The organism is Roseateles sp. P4_D2, assembly GCF_056401875.1.
Map to the genome: position 1 here is coordinate 220,362 of NZ_JBFUIM010000006.1, position 17,155 is coordinate 237,516.

Genomic DNA, 17,155 nt, shown 5'->3' on the forward strand with positions numbered 1-17,155 from the left:
CAACGGCTTGAAATGCCCCCGGGATAATCCAGGCCCATGCACCTGATGATCCCCCATGCCAGCGCGCTGGACGAAGCCGCGCGGCATGCCTTCGGCACCCTGCCCCTGCCCAACCTGGCTGCGCAGCTGAACCGGCTCACTCCGGCCGAGACCTGGGGGAGCGACGAGCTATCGCCGCAGCCGCCGCATCACATCGCGCTGGCAGCGCTGCGCCAGCAAGCCGAGTCAAGCGCCGCGGCCTGGGCCGTCGAGGCCGGGCCCGAACTGGCCTGGGCGCTGATGAGCCCCGTGCACCTGGCCGTCGGCAGCGATGGCGTCGATGTGCTGCCGCCCGCGGCGCTGCGGCTGTCCGAATCCGACGCGGCGCGCTTCACGGCGCTGCTGCGCGAACTCTGGCCCGAGTCCGAAGGCTGGCAATGGCGGCTGCTGGACGCCACGCACTGGGCCATCGGCCACACCACAGCGCTGGATGACCTGCGCGCTGCCAGCATCGAGCGCGCCGCCGGCCGGCCCATCGAGCCCTGGCTGCCGCAAAGCCGCGTGCTGCGCCGCTGGCAGAACGAGGCCCAGATGCTGCTGCATGAGCACGCCCTTAACCTCGAGCGGGAAGCACGCGGCGAGCATCCCGTCAACTCGGTCTGGATCGGCGACATTGGCCGCAGCAACGGCAAGGCCGCCGACGTGACGGTCGATGCCCGCCTGACCGAGCCGCTGCTCAACGGCGACCTCGCAGCTTGGGCCGAGGCCTGGCAGCGCCTGGACGCCGGGCCGCTGGCACAGCCCCTGACCAGCCTGACGCTGTGCGGCGAACGATTCGCGCGTCGTTTCACGACGCAGCCGCTGTCCTTCATCGACAGGCTGAAGCGGCGCTGGCAGACGCCCGATGTGAGCGCCGTGCTGGAGGCGCTATGACTTCACCTCGCCTTGTCGAACGCGACGTGCCACCGCGCACGGCCTGGGCGCTGGAGCAGGCCGGCGTCGCGCCCCTGATGGCCCGCCTGCTCGCGGCCCGCGGCGTGCGCGAGGCGGGCGAGCTGGACGAGAGCCTGGCCCAGCTGCTGCCGCCCACAGACCTGAAAGGCCTGCTGGAGGCCGGCCGGCTGCTGGCCGACGCCATCCAGGGCGGCGAGCGCCTCGTCATCGTGGCCGACTATGACTGCGACGGCGCCACTGCCTGCGCCGTCATGCTGCGCGGCCTGCGCCTGCTCGGCGCGCAGCCCGAGCAGCTCGGCTATGTCGTGCCGGACCGCGCCGTGCACGGCTACGGGCTGACGCCCACCATCGTCGACCTGGCGATGGCGCAGAAACCGACTCTGCTCGTGACGGTGGACAACGGCATCGCCAGCCTCGCCGGCGTGGCGCACGCCCGTGCCCAGGGGCTGAAGGTGCTGGTCACCGACCATCACCTGCCAGCCCTGGTCGATGGCGTCGTCGTCGTCCCGGACGCCTCGGCAATCGTCAACCCCAACCAGCCGGGCTGCACCTTCGCGAGCAAGTCGCTGGCCGGCGTCGGTGTGGCCTTCTATGTGCTGATGGGCCTGCGCGCCGAGCTGCGTTCACGCGGCGCGTTCGCTGACGTGCCGCGCCTGGACGGCCTGCTCGACCTCGTGGCTCTTGGCACCGTCGCCGACGTCGTCAAGCTCGACGCCAACAACCGCCGCCTCGTTGCGCAAGGCCTCAAGCGCATGCGCGCCGGCCGTGCCCAGCCGGGCGTCATGGCGCTCTTCAGCGCGTCCAAGCGCGATGCGAGCAAGGCCCAGGGCTTCGATCTCGGCTTTGCGCTCGGGCCCCGCATCAACGCGGCCGGCCGCCTCGCCGACATGACGCTGGGCATTGAGACGCTGACCACCGACGACCCCGAGCGGGCGCTGCAGCTCGCCACCCAGCTCGACGCCATCAACCGCGAGCGCCGCGAGATCGAGAGCGGCATGCGCGAGATGGCCGAGGCGCGGCTGGATGCCCTGGTCGAGGCGCTGCAGGGCGCCCTGCCCCCGGCGGTGGCACTGTTCGATGCCGACTTCCACGAGGGTGTCGTCGGCATCGTCGCCTCGCGCATCAAGGACCGCGTGCACCGCCCCACCTTCGTCTTCGCGCGCGGTGCCGACGGCAACCTCAAGGGGTCGGGCCGCTCCATTCCGGGTTTCCATCTGCGCGATGCGCTGGACCTCGTCAGCAAGCGTGAGCCCGAGTTGCTGTCCAAGTTCGGCGGCCATGCGATGGCGGCCGGGGCGACGCTGGCGGTCGACGATGTGAACCGCTTCGCGCTGGCTTTCGCGCGCGTGGCCGAGGAATGGCTCAACGAGCAGGACCTGACCCGCACGCTGCGCCACGACGGCTCGCTCGCGCCCGATGCCGCCACGGCCGAGACCGCACGGCTGCTGGACGCCCAGGTCTGGGGCCAGGGCTTTGAGGCGCCGGTGTTCTGTGACCGCTTCGAGCTGATCTCGCAGCGCCTCGTTGGCGAGAAGCATCTGAAGCTGCGCCTGCGCCGCGGCGGCCAGCTCATCGACGCCATCTGGTTCAACCACGTCGACATGCTGCCGGAGCGCGTCACGCTGGCCTACCGGCTTAGCCTGGACGAATGGCAGGGCCAGCAGCGCGTTCAGTACGTCGTCGAGGCGTGTGCTGACACCTGAGATGTGACGAAGTTGGCAGCGTCGCGCGCCCTGCCACCCCAAGTCACCGGATTGTCACGGGAGATTTCAAGAATCCGCGGCGCCAGCCAGCCCGGAGCCTTCCCATGCGCGCCACCGCGCCCGATCCCCTTGCCGATGCTCTGGATCGCCTGATCCAGCAGCGAAGTTTTGACATTCATTTCCAGCCTCTGGTCGCCATCGACCGCGCCGACATCTTTGGTTTCGAGGCGCTGACCCGCGCGCCTGCCGACGGCCCGCTGCATTCGCCCCTGGTGCTGTTCGAGGCCGCCGCCCGGCTGAGCCGCCTCGTCGAGCTGGAACACCTCATCGTGCGCCGCGCCATCCAGCGATTCAAGGCCCTGGGCCTGCCGGGCCAGCTCTTCCTGAACGTGACAGCCGACACCCTGCTCGGCGCCCGCGAGCATGCCGGCCTGCTGGCGCGGGAGCTGGCCGAGCTGGGCCTGCCGACCTCGCGCGTCGTCATCGAGCTGACCGAAACCCGCCCCATCGAGGACCTGGCCCAGCTCGACGACGCGCTGCAGGCGCTGCGCGACCTCGGATTTCGTGTGGCGCTGGATGACCTCGGCGAGGGCTTTGCCTCGCTGCGCCGCTGGATGGAGATGCGGCCGGACTTCGTCAAGATCGACCGCCACTTCATCGACGGCATCGCCCAGGAGCCGCTGAAGCAGCAGTTTGTGCGCTCCATCGTCGAGATGGCCGCCACCAGCGGCTGCGAAGTGGTCGCCGAGGGTCTGGAGCAGGAGCCCGACCTGGACGTGCTGCGCCGGTTGGGGCTGACCATCTGCCAGGGCTATCTGTTCGCTCGCCCAAGCGCGGCGCCGCGTGCATCCCTGAGCGCGCAGTGGAGCGGGCGCCTGGCCGCCGACGCCCAGCCGCGCCTGCTGCAGAACGACCTGGCCCTGCCACTGGGCCAAGGCGCCATCAGCAGCGCCGCGCAGCTGGCCCGCCGCAGCCTGACCGTCACGCCCGAGACCAACTGCCGCAGCGTCGTCGACCTCTTCCACCGCGACGAGCAACTGCTCGCCATCCCCGTGCTGGACGCCCAGCAGCGGCCGATTGGCGTGCTGCGCTCCCTGCATGTGCTCAAGCGCAGCACCGAGCGTTATTTCATGGACATCTTCGACAAGCGCAGCTGCGTCGAGCTGATGGACGCCAACCCGCTCGTGTTTGACGTCAGCACGCCGCTGCGCGCAATGAGCGACGCCATGGCCAACCTCGACGAGCGCTTGCTCGTCGACGGCTTCATCGTCACGCGCGACGGCTGCTACCTCGGCTCGGGCCGCAGCTCCGACCTGCTCAAAGCCGTGTCCGACCTGCAGGTGCATTCGGCGCGCTACGCCAACCCGCTGACGCTGCTGCCTGGCAATGTACCCATCGACAACCACCTGGACCGCCTCATCGAGGCGGCCGAGACTTTTGCCGCGGTGGTGTGGGACATCGACCACTTCAAGCCCTTCAACGACGTCTACGGCTACCGCATCGGCGACGACATCATCCGCCTGGCAGCCCGCGTGCTGACCCAGGCCGCCGACCCGCAATTGGACTTCGTCGGCCACATCGGCGGCGACGATTTCGTCATGGTGCTGGGCAGCACCGACTGGGAGGACAGGCTCACCCGCGTCTGCCAGGCCTTCGATGCCGGCGTGCGCAGCTTCTTCTCCGCCGAACACCTGACCGCTGGTGGCTACATCACGCTGAACCGGCAGAACCAGCCCAGCTTCCACCCGCTGCCCACCATCTCGGCCGGCGCGGTACTGCATCTGCCCGGCAGTTTCGACAGCGCCCACGCGCTGAGCGCCGCCCTGGCCGAACCCAAGCGCGTCGCCAAAGGGCGCGCCGGCGGCAGCCGCTTTTTTGTCGACCGCCGCACGCCGCAGCGCGCCCTGCTCGCGGCCTGAGCTTTTTCCGCCACCAGCAACTTGCGCTTGCGCTCACGTCAGGGTCAGGGCCACCGGAAGGCCGCTTGAGCAGGAGGGGTGAGAAGCGCTTCCTACAATGGCGTGGTGAACCTCGACCCCACCCTGAACGCCGACCTGCACTGCCATTCCGTGATTTCGGATGGCACGTTGACGCCCGAGGCCCTGGCCGAACGAGCCAAGGCGGGCGGCGTGGCGCTGTGGTCGCTGACCGACCATGACGAGATCGGCGGCCAGACCCGCGCCATCGCCGCGGCACGGGCGAACGGCCTGGCCTACCTGACCGGCACCGAGATCTCGGTCAGCTTCGCCGGCCGCGTCGTGCACATCGTCGGCCTGGGCTTCGACCATGAGGCGCCCGAGATCATCGAGGGGTTGCGCGCCACCCGCGGCGGCCGCGAACCGCGCGCCCGGGAAATGGCAGCCGGCCTGGCCGAGGTGGGCATCCACGGCGCCTTCGAGGGCGCGCTGAAGTACGTCGGCAACCCTGACCTGATCTCGCGCACCCATTTCGCGCGCTTCCTCGTCGAGGCCGGCCATTGCAGCGACATTCCCGAGGTCTTCCGCCGCTTCCTGACCGAGGGCAAGCCCGGTTTCGTGCCGCACAAGTGGGCGGCGCTGAAAGACGCAGTAGGCTGGATCACCCGCGCCGGCGGCGTCGCCGTCATCGCCCATCCGGGCCGCTATGGCTTCACGCCGACGGAAGAGTACGCATTGATCACCGAGTTCATGGCCCACGGCGGGCGCGGCATCGAGGTCGTGACCGGCAGCCACACACCGGCGGAGTTCGTTCAATACGCCGATACAGCCGTCGAGTTCGGCCTGCTGGCCTCCCGCGGCTCGGACTTTCACTGCCCCGAGGAAAGCCGCATCGACCTGGGCACGCTGCCACCGCTGCCGGCCAAGCTGACTCCGGTGTGGGCTGAACTGGCTGGTCGGATTCATCACTGATGGCCCAGCTCTTCGAAGTCCACCCCGACAACCCCCAGCCGCGCTTCCTGCGCCAATGCGCGCAGATGCTGCAGGCGGGCGGCATCGGTGCCGTGCCGACCGACTCCAGCTATGCCTTCGTCTGCCACCTCAACGACAAGGGCGCAGCCGAGGCGCTGCGTCGCGTGCGCGGCGTGGATGACAAGCACCACCTGACGCTGCTGTGCCGCGACCTGTCGGAGCTGGCCACCTACGCGATGGTGGACAACCGCCAGTACCGGCTCCTCAAGCTCGCCACGCCCGGCGCCTACACCTTCATCCTGCCGGCCACCAAGGAAGTGCCGCGCCGGCTCTCCCACCCGAGCCGGCGCACCATCGGCCTGCGGGTGCCAGAGCACAAGGTCCTCCAGGAGCTGCTGGCCCTGTTCGGCGAACCGCTGCTGTCGACGACGCTGATTCCGCCCGGCGAGACCGAGCCGATGAATGACGCCGCTGACGTCTGCGCCCGGCTGGACCGCCAGCTCCAGTTCGTGCTGGACGCCGGCGCCTGCCCGGCCCAGCCGACCACGGTGCTGGACCTGAGCCAGGGCGACGAGCCCGTGCTGGTGCGCCAGGGGCGCGGCGAGTTGGGCCGGCTGGGCCTGCAACTGGACTGATGCCGCTGCGCGGGATTTCCCCGCAGTTCATCCGCCGCGCCTGCATTTCATCCGGCGGCTCTCGCGCTTGATCGCAGCGGCCTGGAAGGGCGCGGGCTCATTGCCGAAACTGACTCCATCGAACAAGCAATCACGCGGTTCGAAACCCACCGAACGGAGTCCATCATGAGCCTGCAAACTGCCTTCACCGCCGCCGTCCTTGCCTTCTCCGCCATTGCCGCCCAGGCCGCCCCGCAGCCCACCGTCAAGCTGGAACGCGTTGTCGTCACCGGCAAGGCCGTCCGCGCTGAAACTCAAGTGATCGCCCAGCTGCCGCGCGTCGTCGTGACCGGCTACGCCCAGCGTGAAGTGGCTCAACTGCCTCGCGTCGTGGTCATCGGCTTCAGCGAAGCCACGCTGGCCCGCCAGACCCTGGCTGCCGCCAAGACCACCGCAAAGCGCGGCTGAGCCGGGCGCCGTCTGAACATGCGAATGACGTCCTTTCCCACCACCGTCGAGCCGAGTCGCCAGTACTGCTGAGCCAGTACTGCCGACTCGGCTCGGCCCTCAGGGCTTTGCACCCAACCACGGGGCCCCATCGGGGCCTCGCGCGTTTTGCAAACCTCGCGCCAGACATCGACAAGCCGCCCAAGGGCGGCTTCTGCAGGCTGCCGACACGCCTGCACCGACGATCGACCGTATTTCCCGCAGTTTGTCCGCCCCGCTTGCAGTTCATCCAACGTGGCTCGCGCTTGATCGCAGGCCCGTGGAAGAGTCGCTTCCCATTGCCGAAACTGACTCCATCGAACAAGCAATCACGCGGTTCGAAACCCACCGAACGGAGTCCATCATGAGCCTGCAAACTGCCTTCACCGCCGCCGTCCTTGCCTTCTCTGCCGCTTTTACCGTCTCGGCCCAAGCCGCACCGCAACCCACCGTCAAGCTGGAGCGCGTCGTCGTCACCGGCAAGGCCACCCAAGAAGTTGCGCAACTGCCGCGCGTTGTGGTGGTCGGCCACAGCGAATCCACGCTGCTGCGCCGGACCACGCTGGCGGCCGCCAAGACCACCGCCAAGCGCACTTGAGCCGACGTCTGGTCCCCATGCAGATGACGCCTTTTCCCCACCGTCGAGCCGAGTCGCCAGTACTGCTGAGCCAGTACTGCCGACTCAGCTCGGCCTATTCCAGAATCTCCTTCAGCCGTGCCCGGTCAAAGCCGATGACGCGCTGGCCGCGCACGACCAGGGTCGGCGTGCCGACGGCGCCCAGGGCCTGGTAGTCGCTCAGGCACTGGGCATCGCGCTCGATGAAGCACTCGCTGAAGGGCACGCCCTCCTGAGTCATCCAGCGCCGCGCCGCCAGGCAATAGGGGCAGGTCTCGGACGAGATCATGCGGATATCGCCCGGCCTGGCGCGCTGCTTCAGCAGTTCGCCGTCCTGCGCTGCAACATGCCCGCGCCAGGCCCAGGAGGCCAGCGCGGTCAGCGCAACGACGACGAGCAGCGAAAGCGGGGGCCACTTCATGGCCCCATGCTAGACCGGCTCAATAAACCTCGGGAACGATGATGTCGTCCGGCACGGGGTTGCGCAGGTAGTCCTCGCGGCGTTCGCGCGCGGGCAGATCGATGTCGGCGTGCGGCACCTCCTGGTAGGGCATCTGGCCCAGCAGGTGATGGATGCAGTTCAGCCGCGCGCGCTTCTTGTCATCCGCCGGCACGACCCACCAGGGCGATTCGGGGATGTGGGTGCGCTCCAGCATCACCTCCTTGGCCGAGGTGTAGGCCTCCCAGCGCCGGCGCGACTCCAGGTCCATGGGGCTCAACTTCCACTGCTTGAGCGGGTCGTGGATGCGGCCCAGGAAGCGCACGCGCTGCTCGTCGTCGCTGATCGAGAACCAGTACTTGATCAGCTGGATGCCCGAGCGCTGCAGCATGCGCTCGAACTCGGGCGCCGAGCGGAAGAACTCCTCGTACTGCTCGTCGGTGCAGAAGCCCATCACGCGCTCGACACCGGCGCGGTTGTACCAACTGCGGTCGAACAGCACGATCTCGCCGGCCGCCGGCAGGTGCGACACATAGCGCTGGAAGTACCACTGCGTGCGCTCGCGGTCGTTGGGCGCCGGCAGCGCGGCCACTCGGCACACGCGCGGGTTCAGCCGCTGCGTGATGCGCTTGATGACGCCCCCCTTGCCCGCCGCGTCGCGGCCCTCGAACAGGATGACGACCTTGTGGCCCGTGTGCTGCACCCAGTCCTGCAGCTTGACCAGTTCGCTCTGCAGGCGGAACAGCTCGCGGAAGTAACGCCGCCGCTCGATGGCTTCACCGGCCGGCGCGTCGCTGGCCATCACACCGTGTTCTCGGTCCTCGAGCTCAAGCTCCAGTTCCTCGTCGAAATCGTCCTGCAGGTCGCGGTGAATGCGCTTCACCAGTTCGTCTTCGATGTGGCTCACGAGGGCTCCCGGCCGCAACGGCGGCTGTAGGCCGCGAGCCTAGGCGGGCGATATGGCGCGACTGTGACAAGGAGCTTGACGACATCGTTTACACACGTAATCATTCGCCATCGTTTACGCTCGTAATCAATGACCAGGCCACCCACCCCCATCAGCGACGCCGAAGCCCAGGTCATGCGCCTGCTTTGGCAGCGCGCTCCCCAGGCCGCCGACGAGATCGCCGCGGTGCTCGGGCCCCGGCAAGGCTGGCAGCTTGCCACCGTGAAGACGCTGCTGAACCGGCTGCTGAGCAAGGGCGCCGTGACGGCCGAACGCGACGGCCGGCGCTTTCTGTACGCGCCTGCCGTACCCGAGGACGCCTGGGTGGCCGACACCGGCCTGTCGCTGATCGACCGGCTGTTCGGCGGGCGCCTGGCGCCGCTGGTGGCGCAGTTCGCGTCGGAACGCAAGCTGAACGCGGACGACATCGCGGCGCTGAAGGCGCTGCTGAAGGAGCAGGGGCATGAGTGAGCGGCTGCTGGTGGTGTTGCTGCAGCAGGCTCTGTTGCTGAGCGTAGGCGTCATGCTGATCGCCGCGCTGCGGCCGCTGCTGCTGAGGCGCCTGGGCGCAGGCAGCGCCTACGCGGCCTGGCTGCTGGTGCCGGCGCTGTTGCTGACGCTGCTGCTGCCCCGGCCGGCTCAGGAGCCGCTGCGCGTGGTGCTGCAGGCCACGGGCAGTGCCCAGACGCTGGCCGCGCCTGCGCTGCCAGCGCCGCCGCCGGATCACGCGGCAGCCTGGTTGGCGCTGTGGCTGGGCGGCGCATCGCTTTTCGCCGCGACCCAGTTCTGGCGGCAATGGCGGCTGACGCGCCTGGGCCAACAACTGCCGGCCGGCAGCAGCCCCGCCCTCGTCGGCTTGCTGCGGCCGCGCGTCGCGCTGCCCGTCGATTTCGAACAGCGCTTCTCGCCTGCCGAGCGCGAGCTGATCCTGGCCCACGAGCAGGTGCATCGCGACCGACTGGACAACCTCTGGAACCTGCTCGCCTGCGCGCTGACGGCGCTGCACTGGTGGAACCCGCTGGCCTGGTGGGCCGCGCGCCGTATGCAGGCGGACCAGGAACTGGCCTGCGATGCCGCCGTGCTGGCGGCCCGGCCCGGCGCGCAGGCCGACTACACGCGGGCCCTGCTGGCGGCCCACGATCTCACGCCCCACGGCGCGCCGCTGGCCAGCCGCTGGGGCAGCTCCCACCCTCTCGTCGAAAGGATCGCGATGCTGAACCGCCCCCTACCCCTGAACCGCCGCCGCGCGCTGCTGCTCGCGGCCGGCGTGGCCGCCGTCTCCACTCTGGCCTATGCGGCGGAAAGCCCGCCTCCCGCAGCCGGCGCCGGCTTCATCGAGCTGCAGCTGAAGGTGGAGCGCAGCCAGGGTGGCGACAAGTCGACCATCGAGGCACGCGTCATCGGCCGCGACGGCGAGCGTGTGATGCTGCGGCTCGACGCCTTGGCCGGCGACGAGCCGGGTTGGGTGAAGGAGCCGCTATCGATCACGCTGTGGCCGAAAAAGGCCGGCGACTCGGCGCTCATCAAGACTCAGATCAGCCATGGCGAGCCGGGCGTGGAACTCGGCCACCCCAGCGTGATGTCGGCCTGGGGTCAGAAGGCCCGCATCGAGATGACCCGCGCCGGCTCGGACGAAAAGTTCGCACTGGAGCTGACCCCCACGGCCTTGCCCGCCAACTTCCAGCCGCCGAAAAACACCTTCTGAGCGAGGAGGCCGCTACAGTGCCGCCTCCCCGAATCCGCCCCCCTGCAATGAGCCTCGCCGACCTCCGCGCGGCGCTGAACGCCGAGCTTTCGGCCACGCCCGAGTACTACGACTTCAAGGTGCTGCACAGCGAGCGCGACGGCGTGCTGTGGCGGGTGACGCTGGAGCCGGGCTATGTGTTCGCCGAGGGCCAGCGGCCGGGTGTGGCCTCGGCGCAGGCGCTGCTGGACGACAGCCTGGACGGCGCCTCTGCGTGGTGGGGCGCGCCGAGCAAAGGCGGCGCCAGCGTGCTGGCCGTGCTGGCCGAGGACGACCAGCTCGTGCTGCAGAACGCCAGCGGCCCGCCGCCGCCGGCCGGGCACCTGCTCCGCCTCTACCCGACGCGCTTCCTGAACGCCGTGGCCGATGCGTGGTGGGACACGCCCTGGGCCGAACAGGCGCTGGCCTGCCTGCCCGACCTGTCGAACCCACAACCTCTGCACGGCGGCACGGCATTGACCGGCGAGCCCTTCCGCTGGCTGCGCCCGGCGCAACGCGCAGCGCTGGCGCTGGCGGGCCACAGCAGCGGTTTCCTGTGGGGGCCACCGGGCACGGGCAAAACGACGACGCTGGGCGTGCTGCTGGCCGAGTACCTGGACCGCCACCCGCACGCTCGCGTGCTGCTGCTGTCCACCACCAACCAGGCGGTGGACCAGGCCACGCTGGCCGTCGACAAGGCCCTGCACAAGGGCCGCCGCGAGCACCTGCGCGCCGAAGTGCAGCGCCTGGGCACACGCTTCGCCGCCACGGCCTACGAAGGCCGCGAACACTTGATCCCGACGCAGGACCGCGATCTCATCACCCGCCTGGCCCGCGCCGAAGGCCAGCGGCCATCAGCCCGTGATTCGCTCGCGCTCAAGGCCTGGGCCGACCGCGTCGCCGCACTGCGCGACGAGCTGCGCGCCGCTTCGCTGAAGGTGCTGCAACGCTGCCGCCTGGCCAGCATGACGACGACGCGCGCAGCCTTCACGCTGAAGACGCTGCGCGAGCTGCAGCCCGATGGCGAACCGCCCTTCGACCTGCTGGTGTTCGACGAAGCCAGCCAGGTGAGCCTGGCGCATGCCCTCGTGCTGATGCCGCTGGGCCGCGCCCGGCTGTTTGCGGGTGACCCCCAGCAGCTGTCGCCCGTGCTGCGCAGCGACGACCGTCTGGCCCGGCGCTGGCTGGGCCGCTCGGCGTTTACGGAGATGCCGCGCGGGCCGTCCGTCGCGCTGCTGGACGAACAGTCGCGCATGGCGCCGCCGATCGGCGAGCTGGTCAGCCAGCTGTTCTACGACGGCGCGCTGCGCGTGGCGGCAGACGCCGAGGCTTCGGCCAGCTGGCAGGCTGCTCGCCAACGCAGTTTGGGCGACATCGGCGCCAACGTGCATGTGCATGTCCACCATCTGAAGACGGATGGCGGCTGGTCGGCCGCGGAGCGCGGGCCGGTGCGGCGCGAGTCGGCCGAAGCCATTGCAGAGTTGGTGGAGCGTGCGCTGGCCAGCGGCTCATGGCAGGCCGAGGAGCTGATCGTGCTGACGCCGTTCCGTGCGCAGCGGGCGCTGATCCGCCAGCGGCTGCGTGCGCGCGGCCTGCCGGAGGCGCTGCGGGTCAGCACCGTGCACCGCGCCCAGGGCAGCGAGGCGCCGGTGGTGCTGTTCGACCCCGCGGATGGCGCCCAGCCCTTCCTGCACGGCGACGAGGCACAGCGCCTGCTCAACGTCGCGCTGAGCCGGGCGCAGGCCAAGCTGGTGCTGTTCGTGTCGCCCGCCGATGCGGCCAGCCCGCTGCTGGCGCCGCTGGTGCAGCGGCTGCGCTTGGCCGGCGACACCCGGGACGCCCTGCCTCTGCAGGAACTGGCGCGCGAGCCGGGCTTTCCCGCCAATGCGCTGGGGCGGCGCGTGGCCGCCGGGCGGCAGGTGGGCGAGGTGGCGCGCATCAGCGCCGACGGGCGTCAGTTCTGGCTGATCAACGCACGCACCGGGGCGGAGCAGCTGATCGACGCGGAGTTCTGGCGCCGGCGCGCACAGGGCGCACCGGCGTAGCCCTTCAGACCGCCGCCGTGATGACGATCTCCACCTTCCACTCTGGCCGCGCCAGGCCGGCGATGACGGTGGCGCGCGGCGGCGTGTGGCCGGCCGACACCCAGGCGTCCCAGGCGGCGTTCATGCCGGGGAAGTCGGCGCGGTCAGCCAGGTAGATCTGGGCGCGCAGGATGCGGCTCTTGTCGGTACCGGCGCGCTCCAGCAGCTTGTCGATGGCGGCCAGCACCTGGGCCGTCTGGCCGGTGGCGTCGGCGCTGGCGTCCTCGGGCACCTGGCCGGCCAGATAGGCGACGCCGTTGTACACGGCCATCTCCGACAGGCGGGCGCCGATGTCGAAACGTTCAACGGGGGTGGAGGCGGTCATGCTTTCTTCCGGTGCTTGGTGGATTTGACGGGATTCGATGCCGGCACAGCTTTCTCTGCCTTGTGCCCGAGCTTGCTCTCGGTGCCGGCCAGCAATTTCTTGATGTTGGCCGAGTGGCGCCACACCAGCAGCAAGCCCATGATGATCAGGGCCAGCACGGCTGGGCCGGCTTCCCAAATGAGCAACTGATACATCGGCGCGAAGGCGGCCGACACGATGGCGGCCAGGGACGAATAGCGGCTGAACCAGGCAATGATGAGCCAGGTCGCCAGCGTCGCAACCCCTAGCAGGGGGTTGAGCCCGAAGATGACGCCGGCCGCCGTGGCCACACCCTTGCCGCCCTGGAAGCGGAAGAACACCGGCCACAGATGGCCAAGGAAGGCCGCCAGGCCCACCAGCGCCGCCGTGCCCTCACCAAGGCCGTACCTGGGGCCCCAGATCAGCACGGCCAGCACGGGGAGATAACCCTTGAGCGCATCGAACACCAGCGTCAGGATGGCCGCGGCCTTGTTGCCCGAGCGCAGCACGTTGGTGGCGCCGGGGTTGCCCGAACCATAGGAGCGCGGGTCCGACAGGCCCATGGCGCGGCTGACGATGACGGCAAAGGACAGCGAGCCGACAAGGTAGCCGAGGAGGGCGGCCAGCAGGGGGAGGACGGTTTGCATGGGGCGGCATTGTCGTGCAGCCCGGCCTTGTCAATGCTGCCGGGCCTGCCACCAGACCTGCAGCCGCCGCCCCTGCTCCAGCAGGAACAGGATGAACCGCCCCACCGGCTTGCGCAGGAACGGCAGGTCCTCCGCGAGCAACAGCAGCCCCAGCGGCAACCATTCGATGCCGATGATGGGCAGAAACCAGAACACCGACGCGGCGATGCACAGCAGGCCAGCCGGGATGCGCACCCACACCGCCCGGGGGCTGTGCAACCAGGCCAGGCAGCGGGCGGCGCGCTTGGGCAGCAGTGCCTCCAGCTGGGAGTACGCCAGATCCAGCGTCTCGCGGCCGTTCATGGCGGAGGTTCGCGTCGACATCGACGGCAGTGTCGCGAGCGCCTGCCGGGCAGCCCGTAGGACGAGACCGCGAACGCTCAGCGCCTGCCCCGGCCGACAAGCCGCGGCAACACCGCAAGAACCGCCAGGGCCAGCAGCGCGCTGATCAGCGCCGTCGTCTCCCGGCCCAGGCCGCAGGCCACGCCGATGGCCGCCGTCATCCAGATGCCGGCCGCCGTCGTCAGGCCCTGGGTGTCCTCCTCGGTGCGGTGCTTGATGATGGCCCCGGCGCCGAGGAAGCCGATGCCGGTGACGATGCCCTGGATGACCCGGCTCATGTCGGCCACGGCCATGCCGCCGAGCTGCGGCACCAGCACGAACAAGGCTGCGCCCATGGCCACCAGCATGTGCGTCCGAATGCCGGCCGCCTTGCCCTTTTGCTCGCGCTCATAACCCAGCACACCGCCCAGCAGCGCCGCGAGCAGCAGCCGCGTCATGAGGCGGGTGACCTGCTCGACATCGGGCGCGTCAGAGAACTCGGACTGCAGGGTCTGGAGGACGGTGGCCCACATGGCCGCCCGCTTGGCAAGCCGCGCGCCCGCGCCGGTTCAGTTCGCGCAGGTCACCGGCCGCGCGCCCAGCAGCGTGGTCAACACCTGTGGCTCGATGCCGACGAGGTAGCCGCGCCGGCCGCCGTTGATGCAGATCCTCGGCAACGCCAGGATCGAAGCCTCGACAAACACCGGCATGGCCTTGCGCACACCGAACGGCGAGGTGCCGCCGACCTGGTAGCCGCTGTGGCGCTGCGCCACGTCGGGCTTGCAGGGCTCGACCTTCTTGCAGGGGATCTGCCGCGCCAGTTCCTTCAGGCTGACCGTGCGGTCGCCGTGCATCAGCACGATCAAGGGCTCCGCCTTCTCGTCCTGCATGACCAGGGTCTTCACGACAGCGTGCTCCTCGACGCCCAGCTGCTTGGACGACTCGGCCGTGCCGCCGTGCTCGATGTAGTCGTAGACGTGCTCGGTGAAAACGACGCCGGCGCGCTTCAGGGCCTGGGTTGCCGGGGTTTCGCTGACATGGCTGCTCTTCTTGCTCATCCCCTCATTTTCGGGGAGGCGTTCGATTCTGTTTCTCGACAATGAATTATTGTTTTACAGTAAGTTTTCCGTGTTTGCCCTAGGCCACCATGCCCGACTCCTTTTCTGCCGATGGTTTACGGCGCATCCGCCGCCTGGCCTGGGTCGTGCGGCTGCTCTGCCTGCTCGGCGTCGTGGTCATCGGCACCCTGCCCTTCATCTTCTGGGCCGAGGCCGACTGGGTGGCCGAGGTGGCGGCGCATCTGTGGAACGTCAACAAGCTGCAGCTCGATCTCGGCTCGCGGCTGTGGGGGCTGGCGGCGTCGATGCTGCCGACATCGGTCAGCCTGTTCGCGCTGTGGCAGATGTGGTCGCTGTTCGGCTGCTTCGCCCAGGGCGAGCTGCTGGCGCGCCGGCCCGCCCAGCATCTGCGCCGCCTGGGCCTGGGCCTGTGCGCCCTGGCCGCCGCGCAACCGCTGGGCCAGACGCTGGCCATCCTGGCGCTGACCTGGGGCAACCCCAAGGGCGAGCGCCAGCTGTGGTTCGGCCTCTCGGCCGACCACTACCTGGCTCTGCTGTTCGGTCTGCTGCTGCTGGCGTTGGCCCAGGTGCTCTCCGAGGCAGCACGCGTCGCCGACGAAAACGCTGAATTCGTCTAACCCCATGCCTATCGTCGTGACCCTCGACGTCATGCTCGCGCGCCGGAAGATGCGCTCGCGCGAGCTGGCCGAGCGCGTGGGCATCACGGAGGCCAACCTGTCGCTGCTCAAGAGCGGCAAGGTGCGCGGCGTGCGCTTCGACACCCTCACGCGCATCTGCGAAGCCCTGCAATGCCAGCCCGGCGACCTGCTCGCCTGGGAGCCCGGCCCCGAGCCTCCCGAAGACCCCTGACCCGCTGTCATCCCATGCGCTTTCTGATCTCTTGCCTGCTGCTGGCGGCCTGCGCCGCCCATGCCCAGACCGAAGTCCTGCCTCCCGTCCAGACCGACCTCAAGCGCGACAAGGGCGTGCTGCCCTATGCACGCATCAACGAGCTGCTGACCAAGTTCGGCAAGTATGGCGAGGGGCTGTTCCGCATGGACTTCAAGGTCGACACGACGAAGTCCACAACGCCCCTGGCGGACGTGCGCATGGCGGTGCGCAGCGACGAGGCCGACCACCCCATCCGCATCGACGGCGAAGGGCGCTTCGACCTGCCGCTGCTGCCCGAGGCCGAGGCCAAGACTGCCGACCTGGCCAGCAATGCTGCCAAGGGCACGCTGCCCATTCGCGGCAGCATCGAGCTGACCTATCCACCGGAACAGCTGACGATGGCCAAGGTGCGCCAGACCCTGCGCGTCGCCCGCACGCTGCGCGAGGAGCTGCTGCCCTTCTATCTGCGCTGGCTGTTCCCGCGCATCGAGGCCGTGCGCGTGTGCTCGGCCACACCCAGCTGGGAGCTGCAGTGGCAGGAGAACGGGCAACTGCTCGGCCTGCCCCTGCCCCTTGCCGCTGGCGAGCGTGATCCAGATGCCAAGAAGGGCGAGAAGGGCCGCCCCTGCACGCTGCTGACCGGCCAGGAGAACTGGCCCGACGCAGCCCGCCTGCTGCCGCCGCCCGACAGCAAGCTCAGCGTCAAGCTGTAAGGGGCATGAACCACCGTTGGATCGCCCGCGGCCTGGTCGGCGGCCTGCACCTGGCGCTGCTGGCCGCGCTGTGGCTGCACCGGCCGCCACCGCTGGACCACCCCGGCGAGCGACGTCTGACGACGGTCCGCCTGGTGCTGCCACGTCCGAAACAGACGCCGGCGCCCGTACCGTCGACCGCGCCGACGCAGCGCAAGCCGAGGCCCGAGCTGCCCGACATCGCGCCCCTGCCCTTCAGGACTGAAGCGCCCGGCGCTGCCAGCCCCGCGCCTGCCCCAGCCGCCGAACCCGCCCCGGCCGCCATGGCACCCGCCGAACCTCCCCGCACGACGCTGCGCCTGATGCTGCCGCCTGGCTACGCGGCGTCATCAGCCGCGGCGCGCAATCCGGCGCTGAGCGACCCGCGCAGCAACACGCCGCGCCCGACATTCGAGGACCGCATCGCCGACGCCACCGGCGGCGCTGGTGCCTGGGTTGAGGAAAGCACCGGCGAGAACCGCTCCCAGTCCGTCGGCGCCCTCGGGGACCGGCGCACCGTCATGCGCCGTGGCAACACCTGCGTCGAGATCTTCCGCTCGCGCATCGCCGACATGGACCAGTTCAACGGCAACGTCGCCCCACGGGCGGTGAGCATGGTGGGCAAGCCCTACAAGTGCAAATGAAGGGCGGCGAGCTGGCATAGACTGCGGCCACAAAAAATCAGGGGGAATG

21 protein-coding genes are annotated in these 17,155 nt (G+C 69.6%); 14 read left to right on the forward strand and 7 right to left on the reverse strand.

What is annotated here, in order from left to right; translation table 11 throughout:
* Window positions 1-36: 36 nt before the first annotated feature.
* From AC1DW0_RS12910 to AC1DW0_RS12940, 7 genes are all read left to right on the forward strand, one after another.
* A complete protein-coding gene (locus AC1DW0_RS12910) occupies window positions 37-912 on the forward strand; it encodes a hypothetical protein (RefSeq protein ID WP_477946228.1) in 876 nt (291 codons plus the stop codon).
* The gene (gene recJ, locus AC1DW0_RS12915) at window positions 909-2,636 is read left to right on the forward strand and encodes a single-stranded-DNA-specific exonuclease RecJ (RefSeq protein ID WP_477946230.1); all 1,728 of its coding nucleotides are present in this window, start codon (window positions 909-911) and stop codon (window positions 2,634-2,636) included. Before AC1DW0_RS12910 ends, recJ begins: the two co-directional genes overlap by 4 nt.
* A 104-nt stretch (window positions 2,637-2,740) precedes the next feature.
* Window positions 2,741-4,555 (forward strand): bifunctional diguanylate cyclase/phosphodiesterase, encoded by a 1,815-nt coding sequence (locus AC1DW0_RS12920; RefSeq protein ID WP_477946232.1) that lies wholly within the window; start codon window positions 2,741-2,743, stop codon window positions 4,553-4,555.
* 105 nt (window positions 4,556-4,660) lie between these two features.
* Window positions 4,661-5,524 carry a 3',5'-nucleoside bisphosphate phosphatase gene (locus AC1DW0_RS12925; protein ID WP_457349444.1) on the forward strand — a complete coding sequence of 288 codons (864 nt, stop codon included), beginning with the start codon at window positions 4,661-4,663 and terminating at the stop codon, window positions 5,522-5,524.
* A complete protein-coding gene (locus tag AC1DW0_RS12930) occupies window positions 5,524-6,159 on the forward strand; it encodes an L-threonylcarbamoyladenylate synthase (protein WP_056198614.1) in 636 nt (211 codons plus the stop codon). The genes AC1DW0_RS12925 and AC1DW0_RS12930 overlap by 1 nt, the downstream gene beginning before the upstream one ends.
* A gap of 165 nt (window positions 6,160-6,324) precedes the next feature.
* Complete coding sequence (locus AC1DW0_RS12935) at window positions 6,325-6,606, forward strand: hypothetical protein (RefSeq protein WP_457443552.1); 282 nt, start codon at window positions 6,325-6,327, stop codon at window positions 6,604-6,606.
* A gap of 382 nt (window positions 6,607-6,988) precedes the next feature.
* Window positions 6,989-7,222, forward strand: a complete 234-nt coding sequence (locus tag AC1DW0_RS12940; protein WP_477946235.1) for a hypothetical protein — start codon at window positions 6,989-6,991, stop codon at window positions 7,220-7,222.
* Window positions 7,223-7,316: 94 nt separating this feature from the next.
* On the opposite strand, the gene AC1DW0_RS12945 is transcribed toward AC1DW0_RS12940, so the two are convergent.
* Together AC1DW0_RS12945 and ppk2 are read right to left on the reverse strand one after the other, a co-directional pair.
* Window positions 7,317-7,661 carry a glutaredoxin family protein gene (locus AC1DW0_RS12945; RefSeq protein ID WP_056198630.1) on the reverse strand — a complete coding sequence of 115 codons (345 nt, stop codon included), beginning with the start codon at window positions 7,659-7,661 and terminating at the stop codon, window positions 7,317-7,319.
* 19 nt (window positions 7,662-7,680) lie between these two features.
* Entirely contained in the window at window positions 7,681-8,586 is a 906-nt protein-coding gene (gene ppk2 / locus AC1DW0_RS12950) for a polyphosphate kinase 2 (RefSeq protein ID WP_082532723.1), read from the reverse strand.
* A gap of 129 nt (window positions 8,587-8,715) precedes the next feature.
* Between ppk2 and AC1DW0_RS12955 the strand changes: the two genes are divergently transcribed.
* The 3 genes from AC1DW0_RS12955 to AC1DW0_RS12965 are packed head-to-tail and all read left to right on the forward strand — an operon-like array spanning window position 8,716 to window position 12,393.
* Window positions 8,716-9,096 carry a BlaI/MecI/CopY family transcriptional regulator gene (locus AC1DW0_RS12955; protein ID WP_056198634.1) on the forward strand — a complete coding sequence of 127 codons (381 nt, stop codon included), beginning with the start codon at window positions 8,716-8,718 and terminating at the stop codon, window positions 9,094-9,096.
* Entirely contained in the window at window positions 9,089-10,330 is a 1,242-nt protein-coding gene (locus tag AC1DW0_RS12960; protein ID WP_477946237.1) for a M56 family metallopeptidase, read from the forward strand. The genes AC1DW0_RS12955 and AC1DW0_RS12960 overlap by 8 nt, the downstream gene beginning before the upstream one ends.
* A 47-nt stretch (window positions 10,331-10,377) precedes the next feature.
* On the forward strand, window positions 10,378-12,393 hold the full coding sequence (locus AC1DW0_RS12965; RefSeq protein ID WP_477946239.1) for a DEAD/DEAH box helicase: 2,016 nt from the start codon (window positions 10,378-10,380) through the stop codon (window positions 12,391-12,393).
* 4 nt (window positions 12,394-12,397) lie between these two features.
* Here AC1DW0_RS12965 and AC1DW0_RS12970 read toward each other — a convergent pair whose 3' ends face one another.
* The 5 genes from AC1DW0_RS12970 to AC1DW0_RS12990 form a co-directional block, all read right to left on the reverse strand.
* Window positions 12,398-12,757: a RidA family protein gene (locus tag AC1DW0_RS12970; protein WP_056198641.1), complete on the reverse strand. Its 360-nt coding sequence runs from the start codon at window positions 12,755-12,757 to the stop codon at window positions 12,398-12,400.
* Window positions 12,754-13,422: a glycerol-3-phosphate 1-O-acyltransferase PlsY gene (gene plsY / locus AC1DW0_RS12975; RefSeq protein ID WP_477946241.1), complete on the reverse strand. Its 669-nt coding sequence runs from the start codon at window positions 13,420-13,422 to the stop codon at window positions 12,754-12,756. The genes AC1DW0_RS12970 and plsY overlap by 4 nt, the downstream gene beginning before the upstream one ends.
* Before the next feature lie 30 nt (window positions 13,423-13,452).
* Window positions 13,453-13,764 (reverse strand): hypothetical protein, encoded by a 312-nt coding sequence (locus AC1DW0_RS12980; RefSeq protein WP_477946243.1) that lies wholly within the window; start codon window positions 13,762-13,764, stop codon window positions 13,453-13,455.
* A 77-nt stretch (window positions 13,765-13,841) separates the two neighbouring features.
* Window positions 13,842-14,315, reverse strand: a complete 474-nt coding sequence (locus AC1DW0_RS12985; protein ID WP_477946245.1) for an MgtC/SapB family protein — start codon at window positions 14,313-14,315, stop codon at window positions 13,842-13,844.
* Between the two features lie 36 nt (window positions 14,316-14,351).
* Entirely contained in the window at window positions 14,352-14,840 is a 489-nt protein-coding gene (locus tag AC1DW0_RS12990; RefSeq protein WP_477946247.1) for an aminoacyl-tRNA deacylase, read from the reverse strand.
* Window positions 14,841-14,929: 89 nt separating this feature from the next.
* Here AC1DW0_RS12990 and AC1DW0_RS12995 point away from each other — a divergent pair, with 89 nt between their 5' ends.
* From AC1DW0_RS12995 to AC1DW0_RS13010, 4 genes are read left to right on the forward strand one after another with little or no spacing between them, the layout of a single operon-like run.
* Window positions 14,930-15,478, forward strand: coding sequence for a DUF2975 domain-containing protein (locus tag AC1DW0_RS12995; protein ID WP_477946249.1), 549 nt, complete (start codon window positions 14,930-14,932; stop codon window positions 15,476-15,478).
* Between the two features lie 4 nt (window positions 15,479-15,482).
* Window positions 15,483-15,710 carry a helix-turn-helix domain-containing protein gene (locus AC1DW0_RS13000; protein ID WP_477946250.1) on the forward strand — a complete coding sequence of 76 codons (228 nt, stop codon included), beginning with the start codon at window positions 15,483-15,485 and terminating at the stop codon, window positions 15,708-15,710.
* Between the two features lie 14 nt (window positions 15,711-15,724).
* Window positions 15,725-16,444 (forward strand): hypothetical protein, encoded by a 720-nt coding sequence (locus tag AC1DW0_RS13005; RefSeq protein ID WP_477946252.1) that lies wholly within the window; start codon window positions 15,725-15,727, stop codon window positions 16,442-16,444.
* Between the two features lie 5 nt (window positions 16,445-16,449).
* Window positions 16,450-17,106 carry a hypothetical protein gene (locus AC1DW0_RS13010; RefSeq protein WP_477946254.1) on the forward strand — a complete coding sequence of 219 codons (657 nt, stop codon included), beginning with the start codon at window positions 16,450-16,452 and terminating at the stop codon, window positions 17,104-17,106.
* Window positions 17,107-17,155 lie beyond the last annotated feature (49 nt).